Source organism: Methylotuvimicrobium sp., assembly GCF_050611805.1.
In the GTDB taxonomy this organism is placed as follows: domain Bacteria; phylum Pseudomonadota; class Gammaproteobacteria; order Methylococcales; family Methylomonadaceae; genus Methylotuvimicrobium.
Genome location: NZ_JBNGHF010000004.1, coordinates 1 through 25,395 on the forward strand (window position 1 = coordinate 1; position 25,395 = coordinate 25,395).

21 protein-coding genes are annotated in these 25,395 nt (G+C 42.6%); 4 read left to right on the forward strand and 17 right to left on the reverse strand.

What is annotated here, in order from left to right:
• Window positions 1-340: DUF2859 domain-containing protein (locus ACRJJO_RS03135; RefSeq protein ID WP_431064478.1), on the reverse strand; the 340-nt coding region annotated here is incomplete at its 3' end.
• 339 nt (window positions 341-679) lie between these two features.
• Here ACRJJO_RS03135 and ACRJJO_RS03140 point away from each other — a divergent pair.
• A complete protein-coding gene (locus ACRJJO_RS03140; protein ID WP_431064479.1) occupies window positions 680-5,761 on the forward strand; it encodes a hypothetical protein in 5,082 nt (1,693 codons plus the stop codon).
• Window positions 5,762-6,641: 880 nt separating this feature from the next.
• On the opposite strand, the gene ACRJJO_RS03145 is transcribed toward ACRJJO_RS03140, so the two are convergent.
• The 11 genes from ACRJJO_RS03145 to ACRJJO_RS03195 all read right to left on the reverse strand — a co-directional run bounded on the left by ACRJJO_RS03145 (window position 6,642) and on the right by ACRJJO_RS03195 (window position 13,616).
• On the reverse strand, window positions 6,642-7,523 hold the full coding sequence (locus ACRJJO_RS03145) for a TIGR03758 family integrating conjugative element protein (protein WP_431064613.1): 882 nt from the start codon (window positions 7,521-7,523) through the stop codon (window positions 6,642-6,644).
• A 6-nt stretch (window positions 7,524-7,529) separates the two neighbouring features.
• Window positions 7,530-7,982, reverse strand: a complete 453-nt coding sequence (locus tag ACRJJO_RS03150) for a hypothetical protein (protein WP_431064480.1) — start codon at window positions 7,980-7,982, stop codon at window positions 7,530-7,532.
• A gap of 10 nt (window positions 7,983-7,992) precedes the next feature.
• The gene (locus tag ACRJJO_RS03155; protein WP_431064481.1) at window positions 7,993-8,535 is read right to left on the reverse strand and encodes a transglycosylase SLT domain-containing protein; all 543 of its coding nucleotides are present in this window, start codon (window positions 8,533-8,535) and stop codon (window positions 7,993-7,995) included.
• Window positions 8,536-8,541: 6 nt separating this feature from the next.
• A complete protein-coding gene (locus ACRJJO_RS03160) occupies window positions 8,542-8,691 on the reverse strand; it encodes a hypothetical protein (RefSeq protein ID WP_431064482.1) in 150 nt (49 codons plus the stop codon).
• Window positions 8,692-8,759: 68 nt separating this feature from the next.
• Window positions 8,760-9,068 (reverse strand): hypothetical protein, encoded by a 309-nt coding sequence (locus ACRJJO_RS03165; protein WP_431064483.1) that lies wholly within the window; start codon window positions 9,066-9,068, stop codon window positions 8,760-8,762.
• A 7-nt stretch (window positions 9,069-9,075) separates the two neighbouring features.
• Window positions 9,076-9,843 carry a TIGR03759 family integrating conjugative element protein gene (locus ACRJJO_RS03170; RefSeq protein WP_431064484.1) on the reverse strand — a complete coding sequence of 256 codons (768 nt, stop codon included), beginning with the start codon at window positions 9,841-9,843 and terminating at the stop codon, window positions 9,076-9,078.
• 18 nt (window positions 9,844-9,861) lie between these two features.
• Entirely contained in the window at window positions 9,862-10,623 is a 762-nt protein-coding gene (locus tag ACRJJO_RS03175; RefSeq protein ID WP_431064485.1) for a hypothetical protein, read from the reverse strand.
• A gap of 2 nt (window positions 10,624-10,625) precedes the next feature.
• Window positions 10,626-11,195: a hypothetical protein gene (locus ACRJJO_RS03180; protein WP_431064486.1), complete on the reverse strand. Its 570-nt coding sequence runs from the start codon at window positions 11,193-11,195 to the stop codon at window positions 10,626-10,628.
• An 818-nt stretch (window positions 11,196-12,013) separates the two neighbouring features.
• A complete protein-coding gene (gene rlmN, locus ACRJJO_RS03185) occupies window positions 12,014-13,051 on the reverse strand; it encodes a 23S rRNA (adenine(2503)-C(2))-methyltransferase RlmN (protein WP_431064487.1) in 1,038 nt (345 codons plus the stop codon).
• Window positions 13,052-13,084: 33 nt separating this feature from the next.
• A complete protein-coding gene (locus ACRJJO_RS03190; protein WP_125217289.1) occupies window positions 13,085-13,294 on the reverse strand; it encodes a DUF3820 family protein in 210 nt (69 codons plus the stop codon).
• A 130-nt stretch (window positions 13,295-13,424) separates the two neighbouring features.
• Window positions 13,425-13,616, reverse strand: a complete 192-nt coding sequence (locus ACRJJO_RS03195; RefSeq protein ID WP_431064488.1) for a hypothetical protein — start codon at window positions 13,614-13,616, stop codon at window positions 13,425-13,427.
• Window positions 13,617-14,219: 603 nt separating this feature from the next.
• Here ACRJJO_RS03195 and ACRJJO_RS03200 point away from each other — a divergent pair.
• From ACRJJO_RS03200 to ACRJJO_RS03210, 3 genes are all read left to right on the forward strand, one after another.
• Window positions 14,220-14,762 carry a flavin reductase family protein gene (locus ACRJJO_RS03200; RefSeq protein WP_431064489.1) on the forward strand — a complete coding sequence of 181 codons (543 nt, stop codon included), beginning with the start codon at window positions 14,220-14,222 and terminating at the stop codon, window positions 14,760-14,762.
• 230 nt (window positions 14,763-14,992) lie between these two features.
• Window positions 14,993-15,202, forward strand: a complete 210-nt coding sequence (locus ACRJJO_RS03205; RefSeq protein WP_431064490.1) for a hypothetical protein — start codon at window positions 14,993-14,995, stop codon at window positions 15,200-15,202.
• A 25-nt stretch (window positions 15,203-15,227) separates the two neighbouring features.
• Window positions 15,228-18,818, forward strand: a complete 3,591-nt coding sequence (locus tag ACRJJO_RS03210) for a hypothetical protein (protein WP_431064491.1) — start codon at window positions 15,228-15,230, stop codon at window positions 18,816-18,818.
• A gap of 543 nt (window positions 18,819-19,361) precedes the next feature.
• Here ACRJJO_RS03210 and ACRJJO_RS03215 read toward each other — a convergent pair.
• From ACRJJO_RS03215 to ACRJJO_RS03235, 5 genes are all read right to left on the reverse strand, one after another.
• Window positions 19,362-19,784 (reverse strand): DUF6876 family protein, encoded by a 423-nt coding sequence (locus ACRJJO_RS03215; RefSeq protein WP_431064492.1) that lies wholly within the window; start codon window positions 19,782-19,784, stop codon window positions 19,362-19,364.
• Window positions 19,785-20,200: 416 nt separating this feature from the next.
• The gene (locus ACRJJO_RS03220) at window positions 20,201-21,820 is read right to left on the reverse strand and encodes an ATP-binding protein (protein WP_431064493.1); all 1,620 of its coding nucleotides are present in this window, start codon (window positions 21,818-21,820) and stop codon (window positions 20,201-20,203) included.
• A gap of 107 nt (window positions 21,821-21,927) precedes the next feature.
• The gene (locus ACRJJO_RS03225) at window positions 21,928-22,413 is read right to left on the reverse strand and encodes a hypothetical protein (protein ID WP_431064494.1); all 486 of its coding nucleotides are present in this window, start codon (window positions 22,411-22,413) and stop codon (window positions 21,928-21,930) included.
• An 87-nt stretch (window positions 22,414-22,500) separates the two neighbouring features.
• Window positions 22,501-23,355 carry a DUF932 domain-containing protein gene (locus tag ACRJJO_RS03230; RefSeq protein ID WP_431064495.1) on the reverse strand — a complete coding sequence of 285 codons (855 nt, stop codon included), beginning with the start codon at window positions 23,353-23,355 and terminating at the stop codon, window positions 22,501-22,503.
• Window positions 23,356-24,092: 737 nt separating this feature from the next.
• Window positions 24,093-25,214, reverse strand: coding sequence for an endonuclease/exonuclease/phosphatase family protein (locus ACRJJO_RS03235; protein ID WP_431064496.1), 1,122 nt, complete (start codon window positions 25,212-25,214; stop codon window positions 24,093-24,095).
• Between the last annotated feature and the right edge of the window lie 181 nt (window positions 25,215-25,395).

Genomic DNA, 25,395 nt, shown 5'->3' on the forward strand with positions numbered 1-25,395 from the left:
CGGTCGCACGATGCCGTTTTAGCTGTTCCAGGTTATGCCGAAGCCAATCGAGCGACAGCGCGTCATATCCGACGATGAACACCGGGCGATCGAGTCCGGGCCGATCGATGACGCGCACTTGGACGGGCCCCGGCGTCAGCGCGTGACTGCGGACCGGCAGCGGATCGAAGTGTTGCCGGAAATCCGGTAGCTGGAAGGATTGTTGATAGTTCGGGGGGTTTATTTGCAAACCGGACGGCATTGGCCGCGTGTTGCCGGCGTCGAATAGGACCACCGGCTCGCTGTTTGCAGCCGTGCCGAATAGCGCGATGAGGATGAAACAGACAGTGACGCAACGCATAACGGACTCCTTTTGCTGGAGTCGTCATTGTTGATAAGCGGGATGAAGTTGACAATAAAAAACCCTGAATCCAATTTGGAAGGGTTTTTTATAGTTGCTTTGACGGCACTCTGTGCGGTGTACTATTTTTTTAACATCAGCACTAGCGACACCGTTTGAATCGAGCCCTGGATTAAGATAGCGTTTAATGAGATAACTATTCTAAAGCGGACACAAAGAAATAGTTTATTTTAAATCGGCTGAACATCTGGTTCCGACCCATTACGGTCTGTAGTACGAAGTGATTTAATGACGGTGATCAGGCCATTAGCGGACATATGAAAACAAAGTGGAGTAGAAATGTCAGACAAGGGTAGCGTATTTCAAAAAGGAGGTGGAGGAACAAACTTTGAACAACTCGTTCAAACGGCATTTCTCACAACGCTTATCATTCGTGGGCATGTTCCTTGTATTGCTTCAGGCGAACTATCAGAGGTTGCTTTACAAGTAACCAACAGAGGCTATGAAACTGATGATTTTTTGGCTACTGCAAAATCAATAGATGGAGAACATCGATTATTGATTCAAGTAAAACACGACATATCATTTACCGCTGACAATGAAAAGTTCAAAGAAGTAATTAGCGCATTTTGGAAAGATTATGTTAATACTTCAATTTTTGACAAAACAAGAGATAAACTGATAGTTGTTAAAAATGGTTTAACGAAGGATGAAAGAAACCACCTAAAATCACTTTTTAATTGGGCATCCAATAAGGCTACAGAAATAGATTTTATATCGGAAGTAAATAGAATTAATGGCAAGAAAAATCGATTAGAAGTTTTTCGGGAAGTATTAAAAGAGGCGAGTAATAATACCGAATTATCAGATAAGGAGCTTTGGGAGTTTTTAAAATGTGTTGATGTTTTGGAATATGACTTCCTAAACGAAGGGAGCGTTGATAAAACTTATTTTCTTAATTTGATTAAACTCAGCAGAAGCAAAAATTCAACAGCAACCGAAAATGAAATTTGGGATAGTATTTTTACCTTCGTTTCAACGCTTAACCCAAATGGAGGAAGTGCAACACTTGAAAGTATTAAAGACAGGGATTTCTATAAGCATTTTGACAATGCGCAATTAGGCCCATACTTTAGAGCAGTCGAAAAACTAAAGTCAGATAGCAAAGAAATTTTAAGACCAATAAAAACTTCAATCGGTAAAAACGAAAATGAACTTCGATTACCGAGAACAGAAGTAATTGAAAAAATATTAGGAGCATTGAGCAGTTCTCAAATTACGATTGTAACGGGCAAACCCGGTGTTGGTAAATCAGCAGAAATAAAAGAAGTTCTTCAAAACGAATTTCCTAATGCATGTGTTTTTGTTTTCAGAGCAGACCAATTCAGTGAACCTACGATTGCAAATGTCTTTTCAAGTCAGGGTGTAAATGAAACTATTAAAGACATTTTCTCTTGTATTTCTCTCATTCCTGAAAAAATTATTTTCATTGATAGCTTAGAAAAGTTATTGGAAGCAGGACCCGAATGTGCTTTCAAACAATTATTGGCATTGCTGAAAGAACACCCCGAAATAAAGATTATTGCTTCATCCCGGAAATATGCGATTGATTTAATCACGTTAAAATTCGGAATTGACAAAAAAGATACTAGCATATTTGACATTCCAACGCTTGATGAAGCGGAGTTGAAGCTTGTATCTGAAAAATTTCCTCAGTTAAACAGTGTCCTGAATAATGAAAAAGTCAAAAAGCTACTTCAAAGCCCCAAATATCTTGACTTTTCAATTTTGGCAATCAGTAAAACAAACGATGATTATGGTAATGTTTCGCTAACAGAATTTAAAGACAAATTGTGGAATTCATTGGTTGTAGATTCAACCAATACAAAAAATGGACTTCCGATTAAACGAGAAGAAGCATTTAAAGAAATTGCTCTAAAGAGAGCAAAAGAAATGAAACTCTTTACCAAGCCCGATAAATCTGATGCGGAAGCGATAGTATGTTTAGAAAATGACGAAATAGTATTTCAGGAAAATCAAAACAGAAAGTACTCCCCATCTCATGATATTTTAGAGGATTGGGCATTGGTAAAATACGTTTCTTCAAAGGTTGAAGATTTTCCAAAACCAAAAGATTTGTTTAGCAATTTAGGAAACGAACCTGCTATCAGACGTGCATTTCGGCTTTGGGTTGAAGATTATTTAATTGACAATAGCAGCAAAATAAATGCGTTAATTAAGGAAACGGTTTTTGACCAAACAATTGAAAAATATTGGGCTGATGAATTATTAATTGCTGTTTTTAAATCCGAAAACAGCAATTATTTGTTTACTGCATTTGAAAAAGAACTGCTTGCGAACGATGCTGCTTTCTTCAATAGATGTTTGCATATCATAAAAACTTGTTGCAAAGAAAGCGACCAAAAAACCAATAACAGCAATGTACTATTACCGATTGGTTCAGGTTGGAAAGAAGCATTGTATTTTATTAAAGACCACATTGATCAATTAGAAATAATTAAACTTTCAATACTAAATTTTCTTGCAGATTGGTATTACAGATTACTGTTTCAATACATCAAAATTGAAAAAAGAGAATTGGAAACAGTAAAATCTATTGTTCTTATTTACTTGAAAGAAATTGAAGATAAAAAAGAATTTTGGCAAGAAGATAATGCTAAAAGCAAATCAACAAATTTAATTACAATTTTGTTTGACTTGGCTTCAATTTCAAAAGAAGAAATAAAGCAACTCTTAGCAAGAGCATTTGTCAATAAGGAGACTCGGGATTCGTGGCGATTAAATTCATTTTATGAGAATGTAATTAAAAAATTCCTTTCAGGCATAGGCAATCATAGTCTGATAAAAGAATTGCCTGAACTGATTGTTGAAACGGCTTGGAAAAATTGGAAATACATGCCTCCCAAAGAAGAAGATTTTCCTGATGATATATTTAGAATCTCAGCAAGACATTCTTTGCGCGATGAAGAATGTTGGGGGATAAAGTATGATATTTCATTTTTTCCTTCGGGAATTTACAAAACACCCGTATATAATTTACTAGGATTAAGGCCATTGATTGGATTAAAATTCATCATTGAATTCATAAATTATTCAGTTGAATTTTATGTAAATGCTACTTGCGAATATAAACACAAAATATCCCAAATTGAAGTTGAATTGAATGACGGAACGATTATTAAACAATGGGCAGCGTGGGAGTTATGGGCAGCATATAGAGGTATAAGTGTTACAAATAACACAATAGAATCTTTACTAATGAGTTTAGAAAAGTTTCTATTAGAAACAGCTAACATAAGATCAGACGTAAGTAAGGCTAATTTGAAATTCATATTTGAATATGTTTTACAAAACAGTAACAATGTAGCCCCATTAGCAGTTTTAACAAGTGTTGCAATTGCCTATCCTGAAGAAGTTGAAGAAGCGATGTTGCCGCTTTTATCAGCCCGAGAATTTTATGAGTGGGATTTAAACCGAGCACATCAAGAACACTTAACGCTTGCCCCAATGGATAATGATATTCCATTTGCACAAAACGAGCGTTGGGAATCAAATCAACTTACACATAGAAAGCAATATACCAGAGGTTTGAGCGATTTTATTCTGAGTTATCAATTCAACATAGGAAAAATCAATCAACAAATTCATGATGTCTTTGACAAACTTCAAGAAAAAAACAAAGATGAAGATGTGGTGTGGAAAAAACGACTTAATGAAATTGACATCAGGAAGTGGGAAGTTCAACCGTTTGATGAAAAGCTTGGCGGATTTGTTGTTCAACCCAAATACGAAAAAGATGTTGTTGAACATATGGTTTCAAATCAAGATTATTGTGAAGCACAAGAAACAGCAGCATCATATTCAGGAATAATTTCAAAAGCATACGAAAAAAAAGAAGCGATTAGCTATGAGAAATGGACCGAGTGCCACAAGTATTATTCTAATGCTGAAAATTTAGATTTTTTATACAGTAAACCCGTAACCCTCGCTTTTCTTGGTTTAAATGAATTTTCAATTTCTCTTTCCGAAGAGCAAAAGAAATGGTGTTTAGAAACGCTTTTTCAATCTATTATTGCCATACTACAAGATACATTCAGCCGAAACTTTGAATTAAGCAAAAGCTACAATTTAATGGAGAAGGAAACTGCATTATCCTCCTTCCACTTGCTTATGCAAAATGCAGAAGAAGATGATGATAAAAACGAAATAATAGCAACAATGATTTATATGCTATTTGCACCTATTGCAGACCACGAAATTAGTAAAATTACACAATATGTTAGAGAAATATTTTTTAAGCATTATCCAGATGAAGCAAAGAGAGTTTGGCTTGGTTTAATTATGTATTCAAACTGCAAAAAAGCCAACTCGAAATTTTATGGACATCAAGATGAAAACAGTTTAAATAAAGCACAGGAAAAGGAAGAAAAATTTGTTCAACAAATTTCTTCTGCCAAGAATTTGAAGCTAGACCTTTCTGAAATAAGTTTGGAAAAAAGCGAAGGCTATTTACTCGCAAGAGCATTTGTAATTACACCTTACGACACGACAGATAAAGATTTTTCAGATTTCATAAATCACGTATTACCTATTGTTCTTTGCGATTTAACCAAAGAGAAAGATTACTCATATAACAGAAGCAGAGAATCAAGACAATTTCATCATGAATCAATTCTTCATATTGAACAATATCTTGCAAATCTATTTTTGGAAGCGAATTCTGATTTTTCAAAAACTATTTTAACCTCATTAGTTAATTCATTGTCGAACTCGACGCAAAACCAAAGATTTGACAGGAATGACTTAGTTGAATTTGTAAAGACTTCTTTAGATTTTTTTGTATTAAAGCTTTACGACAACGGAAATCTAAAAATTGACCTAACGCAATACGCACAACAACAGGCAAACTTTTGGAGTCTTTGGGAAGTTCTTTTTAATTTAATTTCTGCCAATACCAACCACCCATTAATTCCAATTCTTTTGTTAGACATTAGATACCTACTCTGGGACTTTAAAGGCAATCCAAAAGAGAATGATTGGAGTGTCCTGAATGGGCAAAAAGAGTTTTATAAAAGATTGTTTCTTGAGAAAGGAAGAAGCAATTCTTCATCAGTGATAAATGTATTTTCGACAATTGGAGGAAAAGAGTTTTTGCCTGAAGGCATCAGTTGGCTAGCAGAAGTATTCAAGTCTGATGCGACCACTTCCATGTCTTTGACAACACATTCTGCGGAAAGAATGATTAAACGACTTTTTTACAATCACATTTCTATAATCAAAAATGATAAATCACTAATTGACGACTTTATCTGGATTTTAAATCGAATGGTTGACTTGGGCTCGTCAGATGCTTACATATTTAGGGAAAATGTAATCACGTATAAAAGTTGTGCCGTTTAATATGCAAAGAAAATATCAACCCTGGGCGGATTAGCCAATAGGATGTGTTGCATGCACCACATCGTTCCCTATTGGTGCTGTTTGTAAACTCACCACAACCTATGACTGCTTTGGGCTGTATATTTATCATTGGCATTTTGGTTTCGTCAGGCGGCTTTTGGCCGTTATGCAAAGCTTTGCATAACGGCCATTATGTGAAGTTTCCTTTTATGCATAGTAATTTGGCTCCGATTGTTTTATAGCTTGCAATCAGTGGATTTAGCAAGGCACCTCGTCCGTAAGGCTGAACATAAATTCCGCAGTCATCTGAAAAGGAAATTCCTTAGCCTATTCCTGGAGACTGTTATGAACTCGTTTAATCACCTTTTTTGTTACCAAGTGCTGGTCCAGCGCGCACCATTACTCCTTGAATAAGCCGGATTGACGCTATAAAAATGGCGATTAGATGATTTTCGATATTAATACATGTCGGAAATGAGCTTCAGAGACTTTGCTGCCAATCTTGAAATCATGGAAATAATGTAAAGCTCGTGGCGAGATATTAGGCTTCCAAGCCTGATTGCATCTCGCTCGCGACAACAGCGCTATACATAAACGGAAACTTCACATAATGGCCGTAACCGGATAACCAGAAACATCCATTTTTCACTTTACCAGTGGCTGCTTTGGGGGGTTTTACCAACGCTGAGTAATAGTGTTATGAGCTGAAGATGGGCTTGTCTACAATTATGCCACTGGCAAATGGGGATCATGGATACAGCATGGGGAGGACGATATAATTTTGATGAATACATCTTTGAATTTTATTTCGCCGGCTTTATTTGATTTTTCTATTTTTTCGCCGCTCTCATTAACCACGGATTGTTGATTTCAATGCGTCTCACAGCATAAAAACATACAATAACAGCATCATCACCGCAGTGGCACGAATGATATTGGACTTCATCGCCATGATCGAGATACTGTTTTCGCCCCACATTTTGAATTGGCTCCAGGTTACAAAGGCGATCCATAAAAACAGTAGGCTTGCGATAATCGACTGTATCGCAGTTTTAAGTTCTTGATAGCTGACGCCGCCTGCGCTGTTTGTGAATGCAGCCGATGGATTTATCAACGGTTGCCAGACAGTAGTAACTGGAGACTGAACGCCATTATTTCCATTACCCACCGTACTGACGGAACCGGTACTGCCTCCGGTGGTAATATTGCCGGTAATCGGTGCCAGGTTATAACCATTAAAAACCGAAATGTAATGGGTAATGGCGGTGTTATTGCCATCACTGGGGATTTGGGCACCGTTGGATTGTAAAAACGTTTTAAGCCCTCCGACCCCGACCAGGTGAGCGCCTGCCAATAAACCCGATTCGGTCATGACGATACCGGCGATCGTTTGGCCAACATAGTGATCCAAGCCTACATTGCTGATATAGCCCCACTGCTTGATGTTGTAATCTTTGATCGCTTGGGTTTGTACTGCCGCGTTCGCTAAAAAGTCGGCTTTACTGTGTATCCCATTCTTCCCGGTCCAGGTGCCTGTCCAGTCATTGTTATTCGGCGTGTGATCTTTTAGGTAATATCCTGCATCGATCAAGGCGCTCTCCCCCATCTGATAACTGCCTAAATAACCGTATTTGTTGACGCTGGTGGGATTGCTGCTGGATTCTCTTGCACTGAGCGCCGCCAAATAATCGTTGTATTCGGAAGCCGCCCACGCCACGCCTGACATGAACAAGCCGATGATCAGTTGTCTGGTTTGCGTCATCACGCTTCACTCTGAGCCGGGTGCGATTTCTTGTAACTGCCCTGCCCGATAACGAAAGTAAAGCACTTCGGTCTGCGTTGGACAGCATAAAGGATCGCTCGGACCCTGGACTTTCGTTTCGACCGAGAGCATTCCAGTCGTTTGCACGGGCCTGAATCCCTCCACCATGCCGGTAACCGGTACCGTCGCCAGATTCTGCCATTGATTCTGTTGTTTTGAGACAATGCTCAATTGGTTCCGCCAATAGGTCGGCCCGATAATCGTCCACAACACCGCCTGTTCTAAACCGGGTTTACCGGCATCTAATTCGACCGGCATGCTCTGTTGGATCTGCACTTCTTCTCGGCTATCCAGCTGTTGCTTGAACAGCGCGGTTAATTCCGGATCGGTAGTTTCTGCTTTTCCGATGTGCATACACATGCCGGACATAACAATGACGGACAGTATCTTTCTGATCATTGCATCATCCTCACTTGCTTAAATTATTTGAAATACCCGCGACTGAGCGTGCGTATTTCTTTGCTCTGCGTTTCTGCTGGACACTGGGACCTGGAGAGTGATAACGCCCGATCGCCTCGAACCAGTCTTGGGTTTCATGGTATTCCGACGCCAGTATTTTAGCCCCGGTACGGACATTGTGGTGTGGATCGAGCGCCTGCCACGGCGTGCCTAGCTTGTCTTGGTGATAGCGCCAATTGACCTGCATCAGTCCGACATCGATCGACCGGATACCGCGCTCTAAATAAAAGGTCAGTCCTTTATAGGCCGCAATTCGGGTCGGGTATCTCCTCGGGACACCCGCAACATTCAGCGTCCACGGCCAGGGGCGGATCTGCCGGCTACGCAATCGCATTCGGCTTTCTTGCAGCGCCACGCTGTATAGCACGCCAGGCGGTATGTCGTACTCGTGCGCAATCTGTTGGTAACTCGATGGTATGGGCTCCGCATGTAGCGGACGATCCGCCATCGACAGACCCATACCAAGAACGACTACCCATAGTTTGGCGATCATCGTTTGTTACTTGTGATCCGGCTTGTTCGCGGATAATTGACCGATGACTTCAGGAATGACGCTGTTCAACAACTTGTCGACAACCCATTCCCGGGCTTCGCTTTCTTCGGTAAAGTGAATGACCAAGGTAAACACGCCGAGAGTTGAGCACGGCATGATTTTCCATCCATCGCACATGCTGAGAACCTGGACGATATCGCGCGTTGTGCAATCGACTATTCGCTCTAATTCAAAAAAACAGCCCGTTGCAAATCGTTTAGTCGGCGTCCGGTGCTGAGGTATTGACTCAAGAGCTGATTGAAACAAAAATCCCACACCAGATATTGTCCCGCCCGCCGTTCCAGAATATGCCCCCAGGAGAATTCGTAACCTTCGGCGTTTTCATATTGGCTTATGGGTGGATAATCCTTCATGGCATTTCCTAAACGAATTTCTTTAAGTATCGATTCCGATATCGTCAGGCGTTGATGTTCGCGAATTCTGAATCGGTTGCTACTGGCGGTATCGATGGACAGTGTTTTTTGTTGCGGCATCGTTGGCTTATAGTTTTATTGCGGTGAGTGAATCAGCATTCATTTTGAAGACTACAGGTATTGCTTGATCGATTTTATGAGTGATTTTTAAAAGGTTGCCACGATCATGATTCACTGTGATCTTGCCGCTTTTCAACCGTGATGGGTCAATACCCAGGTCAATTACCCATTTTTTGATCTTTTCATCATCCCGCCCCGGCTTTGTGTCGACGAAATACACATCGATCTGATTTTTGTTCAGCGAACGAGTGTCCAGCACTCGCCGAACCAATTGTTTGCATTCATAACAGTTATCGATTTTGAGAAAAACCAACAGGCGGCTGTCCGCTGTGATCGATGATATTGTTTGGGCGCTATTGTGTGGACGTATTTTATTGATGTCGATCAGCTGAACATCACCGTACAGTTTTCTGAATGCCTCGTTATAGGCCGCTTGAAACGCTAAAATGCGTTCCGCATCTTCGAAGCGCATTTGCGCCCACAATTCAGCGTATTTTTTTCGCTCCTGATCGTTTCTGGCGTGGGTGCCGAGGACTTCGATCGGCGAGATATTGGCCGGGCTTATGCTGCCGCGTATGCCTTTCATCAGCGTTTTATATCTACTCCATTCTTGTACCGACAACGACCATTGCTTGCGTTGCACGTCATCCGTTTCGACCGGTTTGATTTGGGTATCTCGATACTCGGTCGTTTGCTCCGCGACGGATGGAATAATCGGCAATGTAATCAGCGCGACTATTGAAATCACCACACCAACAACCGATTGATTCGCCATAACAGCATCCACCTTGACTTAGGACTGTAGGGAGAGCACCTTGCGTTCTCCGGACCGATTTTGGATGGTTACGGTCCCCATGGCCCTATTCATAGCTTCGACAGTCCATTGGTCGATCGCTTGCCCTATCGTCAGTTCTACCAACTGTCCTTTATAACGAAACACCGCATAGAACTCGCTCCCCCATTGGTCAACGCTGACCAAGGAAAAAGGAGCCATGACAGGACGAGGTTTGGGTTTGGGTTTGAATTGCTTTACAGGTTTATGGATGGGCTTTATAGGTTTTAGACGATTTAAGACTTGATCGATTTGCAGTTGTTGAGAGATAAGGCGGTCTTGCAACTCCTTGATGAGCGCGTCCTGTTGATTTTGCCGGCTGTCGTTGGCTGTCTCAAATTCGCTCAGATCGGTTTGTAGCTGTTCCAGTTTTTTTAAAGTTTCGCTCGTATCCGAAGCAAAGGGCAGGCTGTGCCCTGGATCGGCGTTGCGGGCTTCGGCCAACTTTTCCGTCTCGATTTCAGTCGTCTGTTCCAATTCTTTTGCTACGCCTATCGGCTGTACAACGATATTTTCAGGGAGTGGAGGAAAAGAAGATCGACTTTCACTTTCCAAATCCACCAGATGGGTTGCCGGCTCATCATTACCTCTTGTTGTAAAAAATAATAGTAGGATTATGACGACAACCGCGGCCAGCGCCGCTCCACCGTATTTCACCCAGTCCGGAATCGGTTGCAAGGCTATGGTTTCGGCGTTGTTGATGGTTTCGTTGTTCTCCTGCATGGTTATTCTCCGTTAGCGGCAATACTCGTGTTGGCATTGCGATTGTCCGGTTCTGCGGTTCGCACGTAATTAATCCTTCGACTAATTGGGTCGATGACGGGCACAAGCTCGGGCGTGACCAAGACCGTCAGAGCATCCTGCAAGTTCATGGGTCCAAGACTCCGTTGAACATCGGGCAACGGATTCAGGAACATTCGAACGGCGTGCGGATTCAGTTTTGGCGGGTTATCCACGCTATACCCGCTTCGCCTCAATAGATAATGGACGGCATCCCCGACAGTTTGCAGGTCGTTTGGAATAGTGACGGTGATGATGACCTGCAAGGGTTCCCGTTGCGGGAGCGTTGGGATTGCTGGAACAAACGAGTATCGACCGGTCTGGACGACTGCGGCAGGTTTGAATTTTTCGCTGATTAGTGAATAACGAGGTTCGTTGATTTCCGGAGTGGGTATTTCCGCCGGCGCGACCGTTTTAAGTTCGTTATTCGCTGCTTTGCCGCCTTGCGTGGCACAACCGGCGACCAGCGATAGTGCGAAGCACTGGAACAGGATTTTTATGGAAGTTTTCATCATGTCGACTCTGTGCTAGATGGCTTTTGTTACACAGAAGTCTGCGGGTTTGCAGGGATTTCAACAATAAAAAACCCTTTTTACGATTGCATAGGGTTTACCCTTTTCCGGATAGGCCCCTTTCCATTAGGGTCCCCTTCCCTTCTTCCCTATGTCCTTTATCCATTCCTTTTGAAACTATTTCCCGTACTTCTTGCCTTTCTGCCTTTTGCCTTTTTGTCCTGCGTCAATTATCTTTGCCGGTTTGACGTCAATTATCATGGGCCGATCCTATTGAATGGATGTGTATAGGGATGGCCGTAAGGGTATTTGCATAAAATAAGCAATGGTGCCCGAGTTAATTCCATTTGACCTTCGTTTCCGGGTGTCTCAGAATTCGGAAAATAGTACGATAAATTTTCATTAGCGAGCATTCACCCACCAATTTCCCCAAATCCGTCATATAGTTTTTAGAAATCCGGTCAGCCTTCGGTTGTCAGCTTCTATCGAATTACGTGGCCATGTTGGGTAAGTTCTGGGATACGATGAAGAGGTTGGACTTTCCGGCGGGGATGGTCACAACGGATGGGGTTTTGAGGTGGATGTTTTAAAACTCGGAGTAAAGTCGCTCGTCGACTCACAAGAATCACTCAACCCATATTTCCGAATGGCTAAGTAGAACCCTTAGCAGTCATCGATAAACTACTTCTAAAAGGAGTACCATGAAAATCACCGGCTCATCCGATAATTTATTGGTTAAATTTCAGGCTTTATGTAATTTTTAACCATGAATACCTATTGTCAACTTGTTCCGACCCCATTCTCTGGCACTTGAAAGCTATTTAATTATTGGAATTAAGTTGTCCACATGCGGCTAATACGTCATCGCCTTTAACGCTTCTTATTAAAGTAGGGATTTTAAAAGTATCTAAAACTTCTTTAAACTTTTCAACTTTATCCAAACTCGGGCGCTTGTAATGTGATCCCGGGTATGGATTGAAAGGAATTAAGTTGATATAAGCACTTTTGCCAGCGAGTAACATCCCGAGTTGCTCAGCGTCGTTTGGTGAATCATTAAAATCTTTTATTAGTAGGTATTCGTAAGTAATAAATTGTTTTTTATTTAAAGGTATCTTGTCAATATAGGTCAATACCTCATCTAGTGGATATTTTTTATTAATGGGAATAAGTTCATTTCTCTTTTCTTCAAATGGCGAATGAAGAGACAATGCAAGGTTCACTCCAGGGATTTCCTGGCTCCACCTTTTAAGTCCAGGAATATAACCGGCTGTTGAAATAGTGATTTTTTGGACACCCACTGACGTTCCGTGTTGAGATAAGAAAATTTCACACGCTTTTTTAACAGCATCAAAATTATGTAAAGGCTCGCCTTGCCCCATAAAAACAATATTTATAATCCGCTCTTCTCCAGGTCTATTTGTCGCCAACCAACGCCAAGCCTGCAGGAACTGGCCAACAATTTCATTTGTGGTCAAATTCCTTTTCAGCCCTTGTTCTCCGGTAAAACAAAACGAACAATTCATTGCGCAGCCAACCTGTGATGAAAGGCAAATTGAATATTTATTGTTAAACGGGATTAGGACGGTTTCAACCTTATGATTGTCTTTAAGCTTAAAAAGAAATTTTACCGCTCTATCTTTTTTTGACTCATAAACCGTATCAATTTCGGGCAGCGAAAAGTCGAAACTGTTCTCAAGAAAGGCTAACGCCAATTTAGAAATTTTATCACGCCACTGAGTGGTTTCTTTTTTCTTATAATGCCAATTGAAAAGTATAGCGGATACTGACGGGTTTAAGTTATTTTGATTTATAATCGCCTCTAAATCAGAATAGCTTAGGTCATAAAAAGACTGCTTCAAAAGTTTCTCCTGGCATATTAATAATTCAATGACTCATTTTCTTAGGGGATCTAGCAGTGGCTTAAGACCGTTATGATCAATTTCCTGCATCAAGGCCAATAGCCGGCCCAATTCACCGTTTGGAAAGCCCTCGCGTGCAAACCAGTTAAGGTAATGGCCAGGCAAATCCGCGATGACTCGCCCCTTGTATTTGCCGAAAGGCATAGCAAATGTGACTAGCTTTTTTAAGTCTTCCGAATTCATGATGGTGGCTCGAAATCAACCAATTTAACTGGCGCTAGTGTAGACAATGACTTGTCGTTACTTGTAACGGGATCGACACAGGCTTATCCACAGATTCTGTGGATTAAATTTGGGCACTATGGTGGATGGTTTATTCCTTTTCGTTATCTGAAAGCACCGTGTATTCGGCGGTAATACTGTCACCCTCTGTACCGTGCATGGTTTGTTTCTGCGCAGATTTCATCATACGCCATGCTTTGAATCCCAAAATTCCAAGAGGAATCAGCAAAACGGCAAAAAACACGGAAAAGACTAGTGTTCCAACGATAGCTCCGACAATCATAGCCGGAATTGCCAGGATGTTGGAAATGCTAAAATGGGAACTTTTTTCAACCTGATTTTCAAGTCGCTGCTGAGAATTTTCCGAGGTGCTGATATGAATGGTTCGCTCGCTGAAAATCTTGGAAACGGAGCGCTAGCGAAGTGAAGATTTTTAGTCCCCGATAGCCGTAGCGCCGGGTGTTTTGCCGGAGTCTGCGCGACTAGCGCAGGCGGAGGCAAAATACAAGGCATCGCGACACGGCGTCAAGCCATTTGTGGGAGTGCTACGGAGCCGCATCGAGTTTACGAGGATGTGGCGTAGTGGCACGGACGCAGGGCGAATCGGGGCCGCCGAAGGCATTAGCAGTCGCGTAATTTTTGCTGATTTTTCAAGCAGGATGCCCGGAAAAACCTTTCGCAAAAATAGCGACTCCCCTTGTAGATTTTGAACATAGGCCGGGCCAAAGGTTGAAGACGGATAGATCGTGTTGGACGAAAGTGTCGTCGCCCGCACGATGGCGCAAGCAGTGCAACGGTATTTTACTATTCTCCTAATCGAAAGCCGGCATTATAAGAGCTATGTACTGTCGAATATATATTGGCAAACAGCATGAGGTATACGGTGATGAAGACAATGCCCATTAGCAAAGCGTTTACGCTGATCGAGCCTGGCCCTGTTGTGTTGATTACGACAAATGATGGCGAGAAGAATAACATCATGACCATCTCTTGGACGATGGTCATGGATTTTTCACCGAGATTTGCCATAACGACGGGATACTGGAATTATTCGTATAACGCGCTTCGGAATTCCAAAGAATGCGTCATTGCCATACCAACGGTAGATCTAATAGATCAGGTGGTTGGGGTGGGGACTTGTTCCGGTGCCGATACGGATAAATTGGAAAAATTTGGACTAACCCCACTCAAGGCAAAGCAGGTCGCGGCGCCATTGATCAAGGAATGCCTGGCAAATATTGAATGCAAGGTGATCGATATCGTCGAAAAGCACAATATCATTGTCCTTGAAGGTGTTGAGGCGTACTTTGATAAATTTCGAGAAGAGAAGCGAACCATTCACGCGATCGGTGATGGGACCTTTATAGTTGATGGCGACAAGTTGGACCGACGGGAAATGATGCGATCGAAACTTCCAGAAGGTGTCTAAAGCTGAAAATCTTGAAAATGTGGTGTTAAATATTACAGCAGCAGGTATTGAGGTCGAATCGGCAGCACAGTACTTGCTCTGTCAACATTCGACCCATAAGCGACATTCGCTCTAGTTTTGAAAATGTCCGAAAATTGATATTAAGCCGATGTTGGGTTTGCAGTAGTAGGTTGGGTTGAATGATAATGAACCTAGCTTAAAAGCTGATAAGTACACATCCAAAGATCAATTTGAATGCAAATAAACTCGGTTATTTCAAGGCATCTGATGGATTTCTTGTTGCACTACCAGTTTACGGCTTTAGTGTAGATCAAGCATTCGAAGACATATATTTGGAAATAAATCCGGAACTACCTATGGGTGTTGTGCAGTATTTTGGAGAACAAATTGATAAGCTGGCGGATATGCTTATGGTAATTATGCTTTTCTATAGGTTATGAAAAAAATATTGTTTTAGGGATAAAGATGGATTTAAAAGTATTCGGCTATAAATTGATCAGCGCTTTCAAAGGTGGATTTGATGATAGTGAACACAGTAGTTTTACCGATTTAACGCCTAGTGATAAAGCTGATAAGGATGGAACATATTCAAAAGCAATAACATTTGCACTCGAAAACTCTCGAGTTAAAAACATTGCTCTTACAGGGCCCTATGGATCAGGCAAAAGTAGCATTATCAGAACATACGAGAAAAACAATAGCAAATACAGATTCATGAATATATCACTAGCATCTTTCAAGGAAGATGACCATGGTGCAGTCGATATTTCATTAATTGAAAGAAGCATACTTCAGCAAATGCTTTATGGGGCAGATGCTAATAAATTACCATATTCTCGATTTAAAAGGATCTCTACTCCTCGTCATCCAATATTAAAATCTCTGGCTTTTGTATTTTGGATAATAGTTATTTTTTATTTGTACCTTCATAGGCACCAGCTTCACGAATTTGAATACAATACCTTGAGTTGGTATGCTTGGTGTTTCTTTTTTTCATATACAGTATCTATACCTGTATTGATAATTTCTGATATTTATAAAGCATCTTTTGGTATTTCAATAAAGAAAATTTCGTTAAAAAATGCAGAATTTGAAACGGCAGAAAGTTCTGACAACTCTATTTTGAATCGCCATGTTGATGAAATTATCTATTTTTTCGAGCAGACAAAGTATAACGTTGTCGTGATTGAAGACTTAGACAGATTTGGAAATCCTGAGATTTTTGTAAAACTTCGAGAAATCAATAAGCTGATAAATGACAATCAAAATGCACGCGAAATAAAGTTTTTATATGCATTAAAGGATGACATGTTCGCTCATAAAAATCGGGCAAAGTTTTTTGATTTCATTATTCCTGTGGTTCCAATTATCAACAGCTCGAATTCACTGGATAAGATGCAAGAGCGTTTAAAAAAACATGATTTCGCAAAAAATATTGATACACAGTTTCTGCGTGAAGTTTCTCTTTATATAGATGACCTGAGACTTATTCATAACATATTTAATGAATTTGAAATCTACTACGAGCTCCTAAAAAGTGCTAATTTGGATGTAAAAAAACTTCTCGCCATGATGATTTATAAAAATGTATACCCAAATGATTTTGAAAATCTGCATCATGGAAAAGGAGTTCTTTTTGATGTTTGTAATAAGAGGGATGAGTATTTAACAAATATTAAAGACAAACTAAAAGATCAGATTACAAGCTTGGAGCGTGATTTAGATAAATTAAATTCAGAAAAGTTAAGAAGCATTCGTGAGCTTATAGCCTCTTATGTTGGTTATATAGTGGCACATCCCAACCAACCTGTAATGGGAATTGTGGTAAATAACCAGAACATACAGTTTTCTCAGCTTACAACTTTTGAACAATTCAAGCCTCTTCTTACTGAACAAAATATACAGTTATGGGGTCACTACAATCAGGGCAGGCTCCGCACGAATCAATCATTTGTACAATTTGAGGCAGATATCAATCCAGGAGAGAAGTTTTTAAGTAGAAAGGAAAATATAGAAAATAACTTAGAATTAAAGAAACTCCAGATTGAACAAGAAATCAGATCGCTAGAAAAAGAGATTTCTGATCTTTCTTTAAAACAGCTTTCGCAACTATTGCAGAGTGGCAATATCGAAATCAATGAATCCAATCTTGAGTACGGTGAAACAGGTGGTCGTCTACTCACATATTTAGTTAAAAATGGATATATAGATGAAAACTATTATTTATATATTTCTAATTTTCATGAAGGTAGATTAAGCAAAAACGATCGTGATTATTTGCTAACTATTCGTAATTTTAATCATCCAGCGCCGAACCAGAAGATTGATACCCCTAAAGAGGTTTGCGCTAATATGAGGGAGGAAGACTTTAGTCGTGGATATGTATTAAATGTTGATCTAATTGATTATTTTATTGAGTTTCATAGTTTATGCTCTAAATACCTTGACTCTGCACTTAGTTACATGTCAATAAATTTTGAGTTCTGTGAAGAGTTTCTCATAGCATATTTTAATAAGGGTAGATATGTTGATGATCTTATTCACCACTTAAGTAAAAAATGGCCTGAACTAGCTTCGGCAGCCATTTCTTCAAAACATGCAGCTGAAATTATTTCATATATTATTAGATTCGTTGATTCAAAATACATAAGCAATAATATGAACAGCGATAATATTCTTGGTGATTATCTATCTGAACATGGCTATCTTGTTCTTGCCTCTGATCTTCAGTTACCTGATAAATATGATGTTCTCAAAAAGTTAAATGTACGCTTCCATAATTTAAGTTCGCTGGAAAATAATAATTCTGTTATTGAGTTCTGTCATGATGAAAGCCTGTATGAGATTACGATTGATAACGTGAGTTTTGTTCTCCAGAAGTTCTCCGACCCAAGTCTTAAATCGACTATCAACCCTGAAACAGAAAATTACACATCTATTAAAAAAGCTGGTAGCGATAGACTAACGGAATATATCGAAAATAATATATTGACCTACATTAATAATATTTTTCTTACGCTTCCGAGCAACTGCGATGAGAGTGAAGCCTCAATAAAAACACTTATCAATAATAATTCAATCGATGTTGAGCTCAAAAAAAGCATTATTTCGAAACAAAAACTTGTGTTTGATACCTTCGATGGCTTACCTGAATCTATTTGGTCTCACGCCTTCTTGGAAGAAAAAGTCACTATTTCGTGGAAAAATATTTCAACTTATCTGAAATGTGATGGATGTGATAGCAATGTCGTTAATGAATTGTTGAGACGAGAACATATTGTTAAAAACCTTTCAAGCATTAATATATCAAAAGAAGGTTTAAGCGAGGAAGATAGTAAATTACTATCGCGGTTTTTAATTAACAACAATGACATCAATGACTCTGATTATTGTAAGCTGATAACTTGTATTCCATGGGTTTACTCAAACTTTCCTGACAGCATTTCAGAAACCAAACACAAGCACTTAGTTAATGCCAATAAAGTGAAGCTTACTGATAATTCATTTAATTTTATCGGTGATAATATTCAGCTTTTAGCTCTATTGATTAGTAGGAACATTGATATTTATCTGAAAGAAAAGGAAAAATATCCATTAAATGATGAGGCTCGAGAGTTACTGCTTTCAAGTGAAATCAGCGAAGAAAGTAAGGTTAATATTTCTTACGACATTACACCAAACAGCGTGGAGAATAGTCAAGCTTTGTCACAATTGATCTCCAATGTGCTTGTATCGAATGAAGTGGATTATTCAAGATTTGATGATGTCGTTCTGTCTTCAGTCATCATTAATTCTCAATCGACTTCAGATGCAGTTAAGATTCTTATCAAATGTATTCCTAATTGGAATGAAGAACAAACTTTCAAAATTATTCAATCTCTTCCAGAGCCATTTTGTGAAATATCTGCATATGGAAAGCGGCCTAAGCTCGAGCTGAATACTGAAAATCTAGAGCTCGCAAATATTTTAGCAACAAAGGGTTTTATCTCTTCAATCAAAGAAAAGCCTGACTTTATTACTATTAATACTTTTAAGTCAAACGATCATTCTGAATAAAATAAATGTGAAATTTATGGCCTTTGTGTGTCTGACTAATTATAAACTTTGTTTTTATTGGCTTACAAATCAGTAAACAATTGAAACTTACAATAAGGTAGTGGCGCGCCCAGTAGGGTACATAGTGCGTAACCTACAATTGGATATGAGACAACCCAAATCATTGACGGGATACAGCTGTTTTTCTGCCAGCCATTGGTCAGCGCCTACTGTATGACTGAAATTGGCCGTTGCCAGTCAATTCCACCCTAAACCCCATTACCCCGAAACATTTGGTGATAGAAATTTGGAGAAACAACGCATCTATAAAGAGTCAGTGTTTCTCTCCAATTAATTAAAACAAACCTACGACTTTGATCTGTTTGGCTCAGCGAAGATCCTCTCGCAAAGAGTCAGGTAGAATACCAATATTGATTCCGGTATTTTCGTTTTCCCTGTCCAGACTTCCTGCCTTATTCTTGATTTCATCCAAAATGACGAATGCTTAACCGTAAACTTCGTCATTGATTTGATGAGCGGCCAAATTTGTCATTTGCCTAACTCCTAATACTCGCTGGGTAACAGCATCACGCGATAATCGCCATCTTCGATCAAGTAAAACCGCCATTCACCAACTTGCATCTCGGTGAAATCGAGAGTATAGGTCGCAATCAGGCCGTCGTTGCCGTCCGTGACCGTGATAACGGCTGTTTTGTCATCGGCTACTTTCATCACCACCGATCCAAAATATTCCTTGCGTTTGTCCAGTTCCGGACACGCTTCCAGCGCCATTTTATCTAGAAACCAGTAAGCACCGTGTTCTCCGCCGTTTTCTGCGAAAAACTTGACGCCGTCGGTGTAGATCATCCGCTTGATGAACGGATGGCGATACCATTGCTCAGTGCCGGTAAAATGAGCCAGCGCTGAGGCAAATTCACTGGTATCAAGACGTGCGTTGTTTGCGGTCTGTGTGTTCATGGTCTTCATGGTTTTCTCCAGTTGGATTAAAGAAACCGGAGAATTCAGACCGCCGCAACGCGGGGAATAAATTCCCCGGTTGGGTTGATATAAACGTCCGCACGATTCCCGGAGGAACCGGCCGCCGGCATGGCAGACTCGCGGCGGCTAAAGGCTGTCACTGAAACGCAGTGACCACGGTAAAAGTCGTCAGCCTCGCCAAGTCAGATGCTTTTTCCAAAACCGGCCAGACCGGCACTCGAAAAAGCCCCTGATAAGGGGCGAAAAATGAGAAGCGGTTACTTGTTGTCGTTATCAAGTTTCGCCTGTCTGAATTTGTTTAAGTCGTCATTGTCGACGCGATCGTCAATGTGATGAAAAAGCGTCGGGAAAACAAGCCCCAACCGGGATGATGTTTCCCGGCTGGGTGGGTGAAATACTATCGATTAAGCGGCTTCCACTTTAGCGACTTTACCTGTCGGGTCGAGACGGATCCGAAAGGACTTTCCGTACAACAGCGGACAGCCGGAAAAATCCGGCAATAACGAGGCTACCGCATCCGACGGTTCGGTCGTCGTGTTGGCGATACAAAACCGCGATAACGCTTCGACATCGGCTTCGTGTAAAGCCTTTTGAAAGTCGTCATATTCGTTTTCGTATCGTCCCACCTGTTTCAACACGAACCCGGAAACGTCTTGCTTCGGAATGATTGCTTCGCAATCGTTATCGCTCCCCAGGTAAACGGCGTCATCGTGAATTTCAATCGTTTCGTCGTCCAGGTGAATTCGGTAGCAATCGCAAAACCGTACATTGATCGAAGTCAGTTCACCATCGAAAACGAATCGATCGGTCACGTTGACCGGCTCGATCCGCAGTTCTTTGGTTTGAAGATCGTCAATCCAATCGTGTAGCCAATGCTCGCTATCCAGGTATCGCTTGTCATAGACAAGATACCCTTTTTTCCATGCAAACAAATAACGCCCAGCGCCATCCTGCTCGATCACGTCATCGATCATCACAATCCCTCGCGCCTCGATCTCATCACGCGTTACCGGTTTGCGCGGATATTCCAAAAAATCACCATACTGGCAGCTACACACCGGATAACTCACGATTTTTTGCAACACTTGCCAAGGCACGACCGGAACGTCGTTGAGTAGATGGAGTAACTGCCAGTCGCGCATTATTTGATAAAACATGGCGAATTCTTCGGCTGCCAGCGTCATCTTCATCGAGCGCAAGCGCTTTTCGATTGCTTGTCTCAACACCTCCGTGATCCGCTCTATTGCGCCCTCCTCGTCGATCAACTTGTCACGATCCGGCAATCGGGCGTCGAAACGCGATGAATTCAGATGAATGACATGATGTCGATCCGAGTAAAAGCTGGGTGTACGGTATATCGGCAAACCCTGAAGATAAACCTCGTAGCTGGAATTTCTGAGGGACGGTTTAACCAATCCGTGTAAATACACCTTGCCGATTTCCGTATCGATAAAAACCAAATAATCGGAATCTTCGGCCGCCGAACGCTCCAGGCATTCTCCGTTGAAGTAGACCGGAATCGGAAAGCCTCTGGCTAAGATCCTCAAGGTGTTGAGGATAGTTTGTTCATCCAGTTCTATACCGACCAGCACGATATCGGTGGTGCCTTTCCATTCGCAGGGGGTCACCGGTATCGTCTTGAATGCCAGAACATCCTGCGTATACGCTGAGATTTCTTTGCCATTGCTTGTCACCAAGATATGGCGACAGGCGAACAAAGCGGATAAGAATCCGATCCCGAACGGATGTTCCTGGTTAACAAGGTCCGCATTCCATCCTGACTCCGCGACCGAGAGCAGTGTTTGCATAGACTCGATGCCGCAGCCGTCGTCCGATACCACCAGCGTGTTGGACTCCGTGGCTGAGTCTGTCGTGTAATCGAATCGCACAAACGATGCTCCGGCCCGTCTGGCGTTCTGCATCAGTTCACTCAGGACGGTCGTCTTGTTGGTAAAACTGTACTTCAAACTTTCAACCCATTTTTGTGGATTCACTTTCATCGCGACTTCTTGTTTCTGTGTCATGGTATTGCTCCAGTAGATGAATATAAAAAACAGGAGAAACACGCATCCCACCAGGGAATCAGTTTCCCCTGTGGATTAATAACGGTTGGGTTTTTCAAAAGGCGTCGTTACGCTACTTGGTCAAAATCAGCTTCGAATTCGTCGTCAAGCGCTTTGGCCGGGCGAACGGTGTACCATTCGTTGCCGGTCGGCGAATCGTGATGGAAATTCTGGATCCTGATGATGCCCTGCTCCAGAAAGACGTTAAACGTGCAATCGGTTTTCGGCAGAATGTTCGCCAAAAACGTTTTGCCGTCGTCGGCTTCGAAGTCCTTGTAACCGTTCAGGTTTCGCCAGCCGAACTTTTCGACGTCGGCGTGCCAATGGACGTCCGGATTCATTGCTTGCAAGGTTTCGGTCAGGCAGTCGGTCAACGATTCCCACTCGAAGTCCAGTAAATCCTGATCTTCGCAGGCGATGTGAAAAGCTTCGTCTTCATCGTCGGCCTCGCCGTTTTCGACCAGGAATCTTGCTTGTTGGTTGGCGATATCGCAGGTATCCCATACCAAAAACGGAAGGGATGCGTTCTGCTTGGTTTGAATTTGATGGGTCATCGTGTTTCTCCGGTAAAAAGATCGGGGAAACACGAATTCCGCCTGGGAATTGGTTTCCCCCGTCGGGTTGAAAGATAACAGACTCAATCAGGCGGCCGGCCGATGCGTTTTAATGGATTTCATTTCTTCGGCCAATGTCCATAACGCTTTGTTGAGTTGAACATTGCCGTCGATCCCGTTAATGCGGCGAGTGTTGACCACTTTCCGTTGACCCTTGGCATTCGTTCGTCTGACCGGAATTCCGCCTCTGATCAGATTTTCCTGAATCACGTTAAACGTCGTCCAAAGATCGTCATTGAAATCGGCATTACGCCGGCGTTTCAAGACCTGATCCGGCGCCGGTTTATCCGCCCCTTCCTGGAATCGCAATGGCAACGAGGCCTTGGCGAATGCGCGTTGCTCGTCGGACGTCAAGTCGATCGCAGCCATCTCCTCTCTGGATTCGGAAACCCGCTCGAAGTTAAGCAGCACCTCGTAAGCGCCTTCGATGACGTTACCGACGACATCGCCGCGATGTTGAACGCGAACGTCCTGAAAGGTATCGCCGCAAACCATGCCGTTTTGGCAAACGAACCGGTAACAGCCGGCGAGCATTTGATAACTGGACGATCCGTCATGCGAATTGAGCAGGATGATTTCATTGGTCTCGCCCTGCCCTTCGATTTGACTGGCATGGCGCAAGCGCAACATGTGCTTGGCGTAGCCTTCGCGGGAATCATCGCGCACCCGTGCTTGGCAGGCCATGAACGGTTGAAAACCTTCCTTTCTCAAGGCTTCCAAGACTTGGATCGTCGGGATATACGCATACCGATCCGAACGCGAATCATGCGCGGTGTCAGCAAAGATCGAAGGCACTGACGACCGTAATGCGTCGTCCGTTAACGGATAATCGGCTCGGATCACAGGCGAGCCGGAACTGAAACGTGAACTTAAAGTTGACATGGTGTTTCTCCTGATGAATGAATGAATAAAAAACCAGGGAAACACGAATCCCACCGGGAAAGTCTTTCCCCGGTTGGGTTGATAAAGCGTCTGCACAATTCCCGCAGGAACCGGCCGCCGGCAAAGCAGACTCGCGGCGGTCAAAGGTTTTCACTGAAACGCAGTGAACACGTCATAAAACACAGCGACACCTATCAACCTAAAAAGAGCAGTTGGCAAGTGTTGTAGACCGTTCGTGCTGAGCCAAGTCGAAGCATGAAGGGTCTACAACACTTTCACCTACCTGGTGAAGCCTCAAACTACCGTTCACCCTTCGACAGGGCTCTCCTGAGCGTAGCCGAAGGGCTCAGGGCGAATGGTAGTTTGAGGCTCTAAACTGCTCTTTTTAGGATCAATAACGGATTCCTGAAATAGGCCGCCGGGAAAAAGAGGAATTAGGGTAATACTTAAAAAATCCCCCTCAATCCCCCTTTTTCTTCAATGAAGGTGCCAAGTCGAAATTTGTTGTAGAGGCAGGTGTAAAAAAGACAACCCGGTTAACGTTACATTGAGACTGCCGTTTAACTCTTGAGCGATTCTGACACGGTAACCCGCTAGCGCAAGAAAAAACCCTGAATGAAACGGCTATTGTTTTTGGTTTCGCTTCGTTCGTTGGCTAGCTTTCCGGACCTTAGACTCAACCGACCGTCGAGTTAACCCGGACTTTTATGCCGAACAGTCAATTGCCCTTGTCGGGCCTATGGCCGGCATCGTGTGTCATTAGCAGTTGAAACGACTGAGGTTTCATCCAGGCACCGACTGTTTGCGGCCTGGGTTATCAAGCAGGTCACCGGTTTGTGATCGCTCAAGCGCAGGCCGGAAGGCAGTTGCGCTGTGATTCGATCGAAGCACTCGTGTTCGATTTTGCCGGCGTGGGCTTCGACGCAGAGCGGTATGCGGTTTTTGACGAAGGCTTGCGTAAACAGAATGTGGTCCAATAGGATGTGCGGATCGCGGTTCGGTTCGATCCGGTCGTTGAACCGTACCGACCATCTAAGCTCGGACGGATAATCGAACAGCGCATGATTCAGGTATTTCTCGGCTGCGAAGACGTCGCCTTGAAGATTGTCGAGCAGATCGAAGAACAAAAATTGCCGCTCGAACAGTTCTTTGCCGGGGCCGTCGTTGAAATCGCCCATGAGCATAATCGCCGGATTGACTTCCTGTCGAAACCGGTGATCGAGGTAATACCGCACGTTCTGCGCTTCGGTCGCCAGTTTGATGCGGTTTTCTAAGGTCGCCTCGATGTATTTTCGGCGCGTTTCGGCGTCTTCGCTGTGGTAGTTACCGACCGTGGTCAATTTGCTCTTGAAATGGCCGCCGATCATTTCGACTTTCGTGTCGCCCAGGGTTACGGTCAATACCTGCGGGTGCCGGAAATGGTTATGGGCCGTGGTATCGATACTGCCCCAACGATGCACCGGCCAATTGGCCTGGTGTTCGGCATCCGGCGAGGCTTGTTCCGTGTAATCGCGCCAGACCGTGATCGGCAGCAGTGAGGCCGATGCCGCCAAAGAGTCTTTGACCAAAAACCAAATCCATTGCTGACCTCGCTGATGATAGGGCTCACCGGGCGGACGTTTGACTGCAGTATATCCCGGCATGCCATCGACGAATCGGTCGATAGCCGTATCGCCGGCCGGCCCTTCGGTGATGCACAGCACATCGGGCGCAATCTCGGCAATGGCTTCGTAAATTGCCAGTAACCGTTGCTGCAGCCGCGCGCGTTGATTGTCCGACTTTCGGTCGTCATCGATATCGCGCAGCAAGTGACCCAGCCATTCGATATTCCAAGTGGTGACTTTGTAGCGATTTTGCATTTATGAAACCTCATCGATTGTATTGTCTATTCGTCCGTTATATGTGATTTCGGCATCGTCATAAAAGTCGCATGTTGTTTAACGGCTGACATGTGGGTCTTTCGGCATTGAAATTCGGCGGTTGACACAAAGCTGTTTACTTGCCGTGACCGGTATCGACCCATTTTTGCCACTCACGCTT

Bases quoted from the DNA above. Each gene is read 5' to 3' on its own strand.
- ACRJJO_RS03225 (WP_431064494.1), bottom strand. From the start codon at position 22,413: ATGACCCATCAAATTCAAACCAAGCAGAACGCATCCCTTCCGTTTTTG.
- ACRJJO_RS03190 (WP_125217289.1), bottom strand. From the start codon at position 13,294: ATGAATTCGGAAGACTTAAAAAAGCTAGTCACATTTGCTATGCCTTTC.
- ACRJJO_RS03140 (WP_431064479.1), top strand. From the start codon at position 680: ATGTCAGACAAGGGTAGCGTATTTCAAAAAGGAGGTGGAGGAACAAAC.
- ACRJJO_RS03180 (WP_431064486.1), bottom strand. From the start codon at position 11,195: ATGATGAAAACTTCCATAAAAATCCTGTTCCAGTGCTTCGCACTATCG.
- ACRJJO_RS03160 (WP_431064482.1), bottom strand. From the start codon at position 8,691: ATGCCGTGCTCAACTCTCGGCGTGTTTACCTTGGTCATTCACTTTACC.
- ACRJJO_RS03200 (WP_431064489.1), top strand. From the start codon at position 14,220: ATGAAGACAATGCCCATTAGCAAAGCGTTTACGCTGATCGAGCCTGGC.
- ACRJJO_RS03215 (WP_431064492.1), bottom strand. From the start codon at position 19,784: ATGAAGACCATGAACACACAGACCGCAAACAACGCACGTCTTGATACC.
- ACRJJO_RS03220 (WP_431064493.1), bottom strand. From the start codon at position 21,820: ATGACACAGAAACAAGAAGTCGCGATGAAAGTGAATCCACAAAAATGG.
- ACRJJO_RS03145 (WP_431064613.1), bottom strand. From the start codon at position 7,523: ATGACGCAAACCAGACAACTGATCATCGGCTTGTTCATGTCAGGCGTG.
- ACRJJO_RS03175 (WP_431064485.1), bottom strand. From the start codon at position 10,623: ATGCAGGAGAACAACGAAACCATCAACAACGCCGAAACCATAGCCTTG.
- ACRJJO_RS03170 (WP_431064484.1), bottom strand. From the start codon at position 9,843: ATGGCGAATCAATCGGTTGTTGGTGTGGTGATTTCAATAGTCGCGCTG.
- ACRJJO_RS03235 (WP_431064496.1), bottom strand. From the start codon at position 25,214: ATGCAAAATCGCTACAAAGTCACCACTTGGAATATCGAATGGCTGGGT.
- ACRJJO_RS03230 (WP_431064495.1), bottom strand. From the start codon at position 23,355: ATGTCAACTTTAAGTTCACGTTTCAGTTCCGGCTCGCCTGTGATCCGA.
- ACRJJO_RS03210 (WP_431064491.1), top strand. From the start codon at position 15,228: ATGGATTTAAAAGTATTCGGCTATAAATTGATCAGCGCTTTCAAAGGT.
- ACRJJO_RS03150 (WP_431064480.1), bottom strand. From the start codon at position 7,982: ATGATCAGAAAGATACTGTCCGTCATTGTTATGTCCGGCATGTGTATG.
- ACRJJO_RS03165 (WP_431064483.1), bottom strand. From the start codon at position 9,068: ATGCCGCAACAAAAAACACTGTCCATCGATACCGCCAGTAGCAACCGA.
- ACRJJO_RS03195 (WP_431064488.1), bottom strand. From the start codon at position 13,616: ATGATTGTCGGAGCTATCGTTGGAACACTAGTCTTTTCCGTGTTTTTT.
- ACRJJO_RS03155 (WP_431064481.1), bottom strand. From the start codon at position 8,535: ATGATCGCCAAACTATGGGTAGTCGTTCTTGGTATGGGTCTGTCGATG.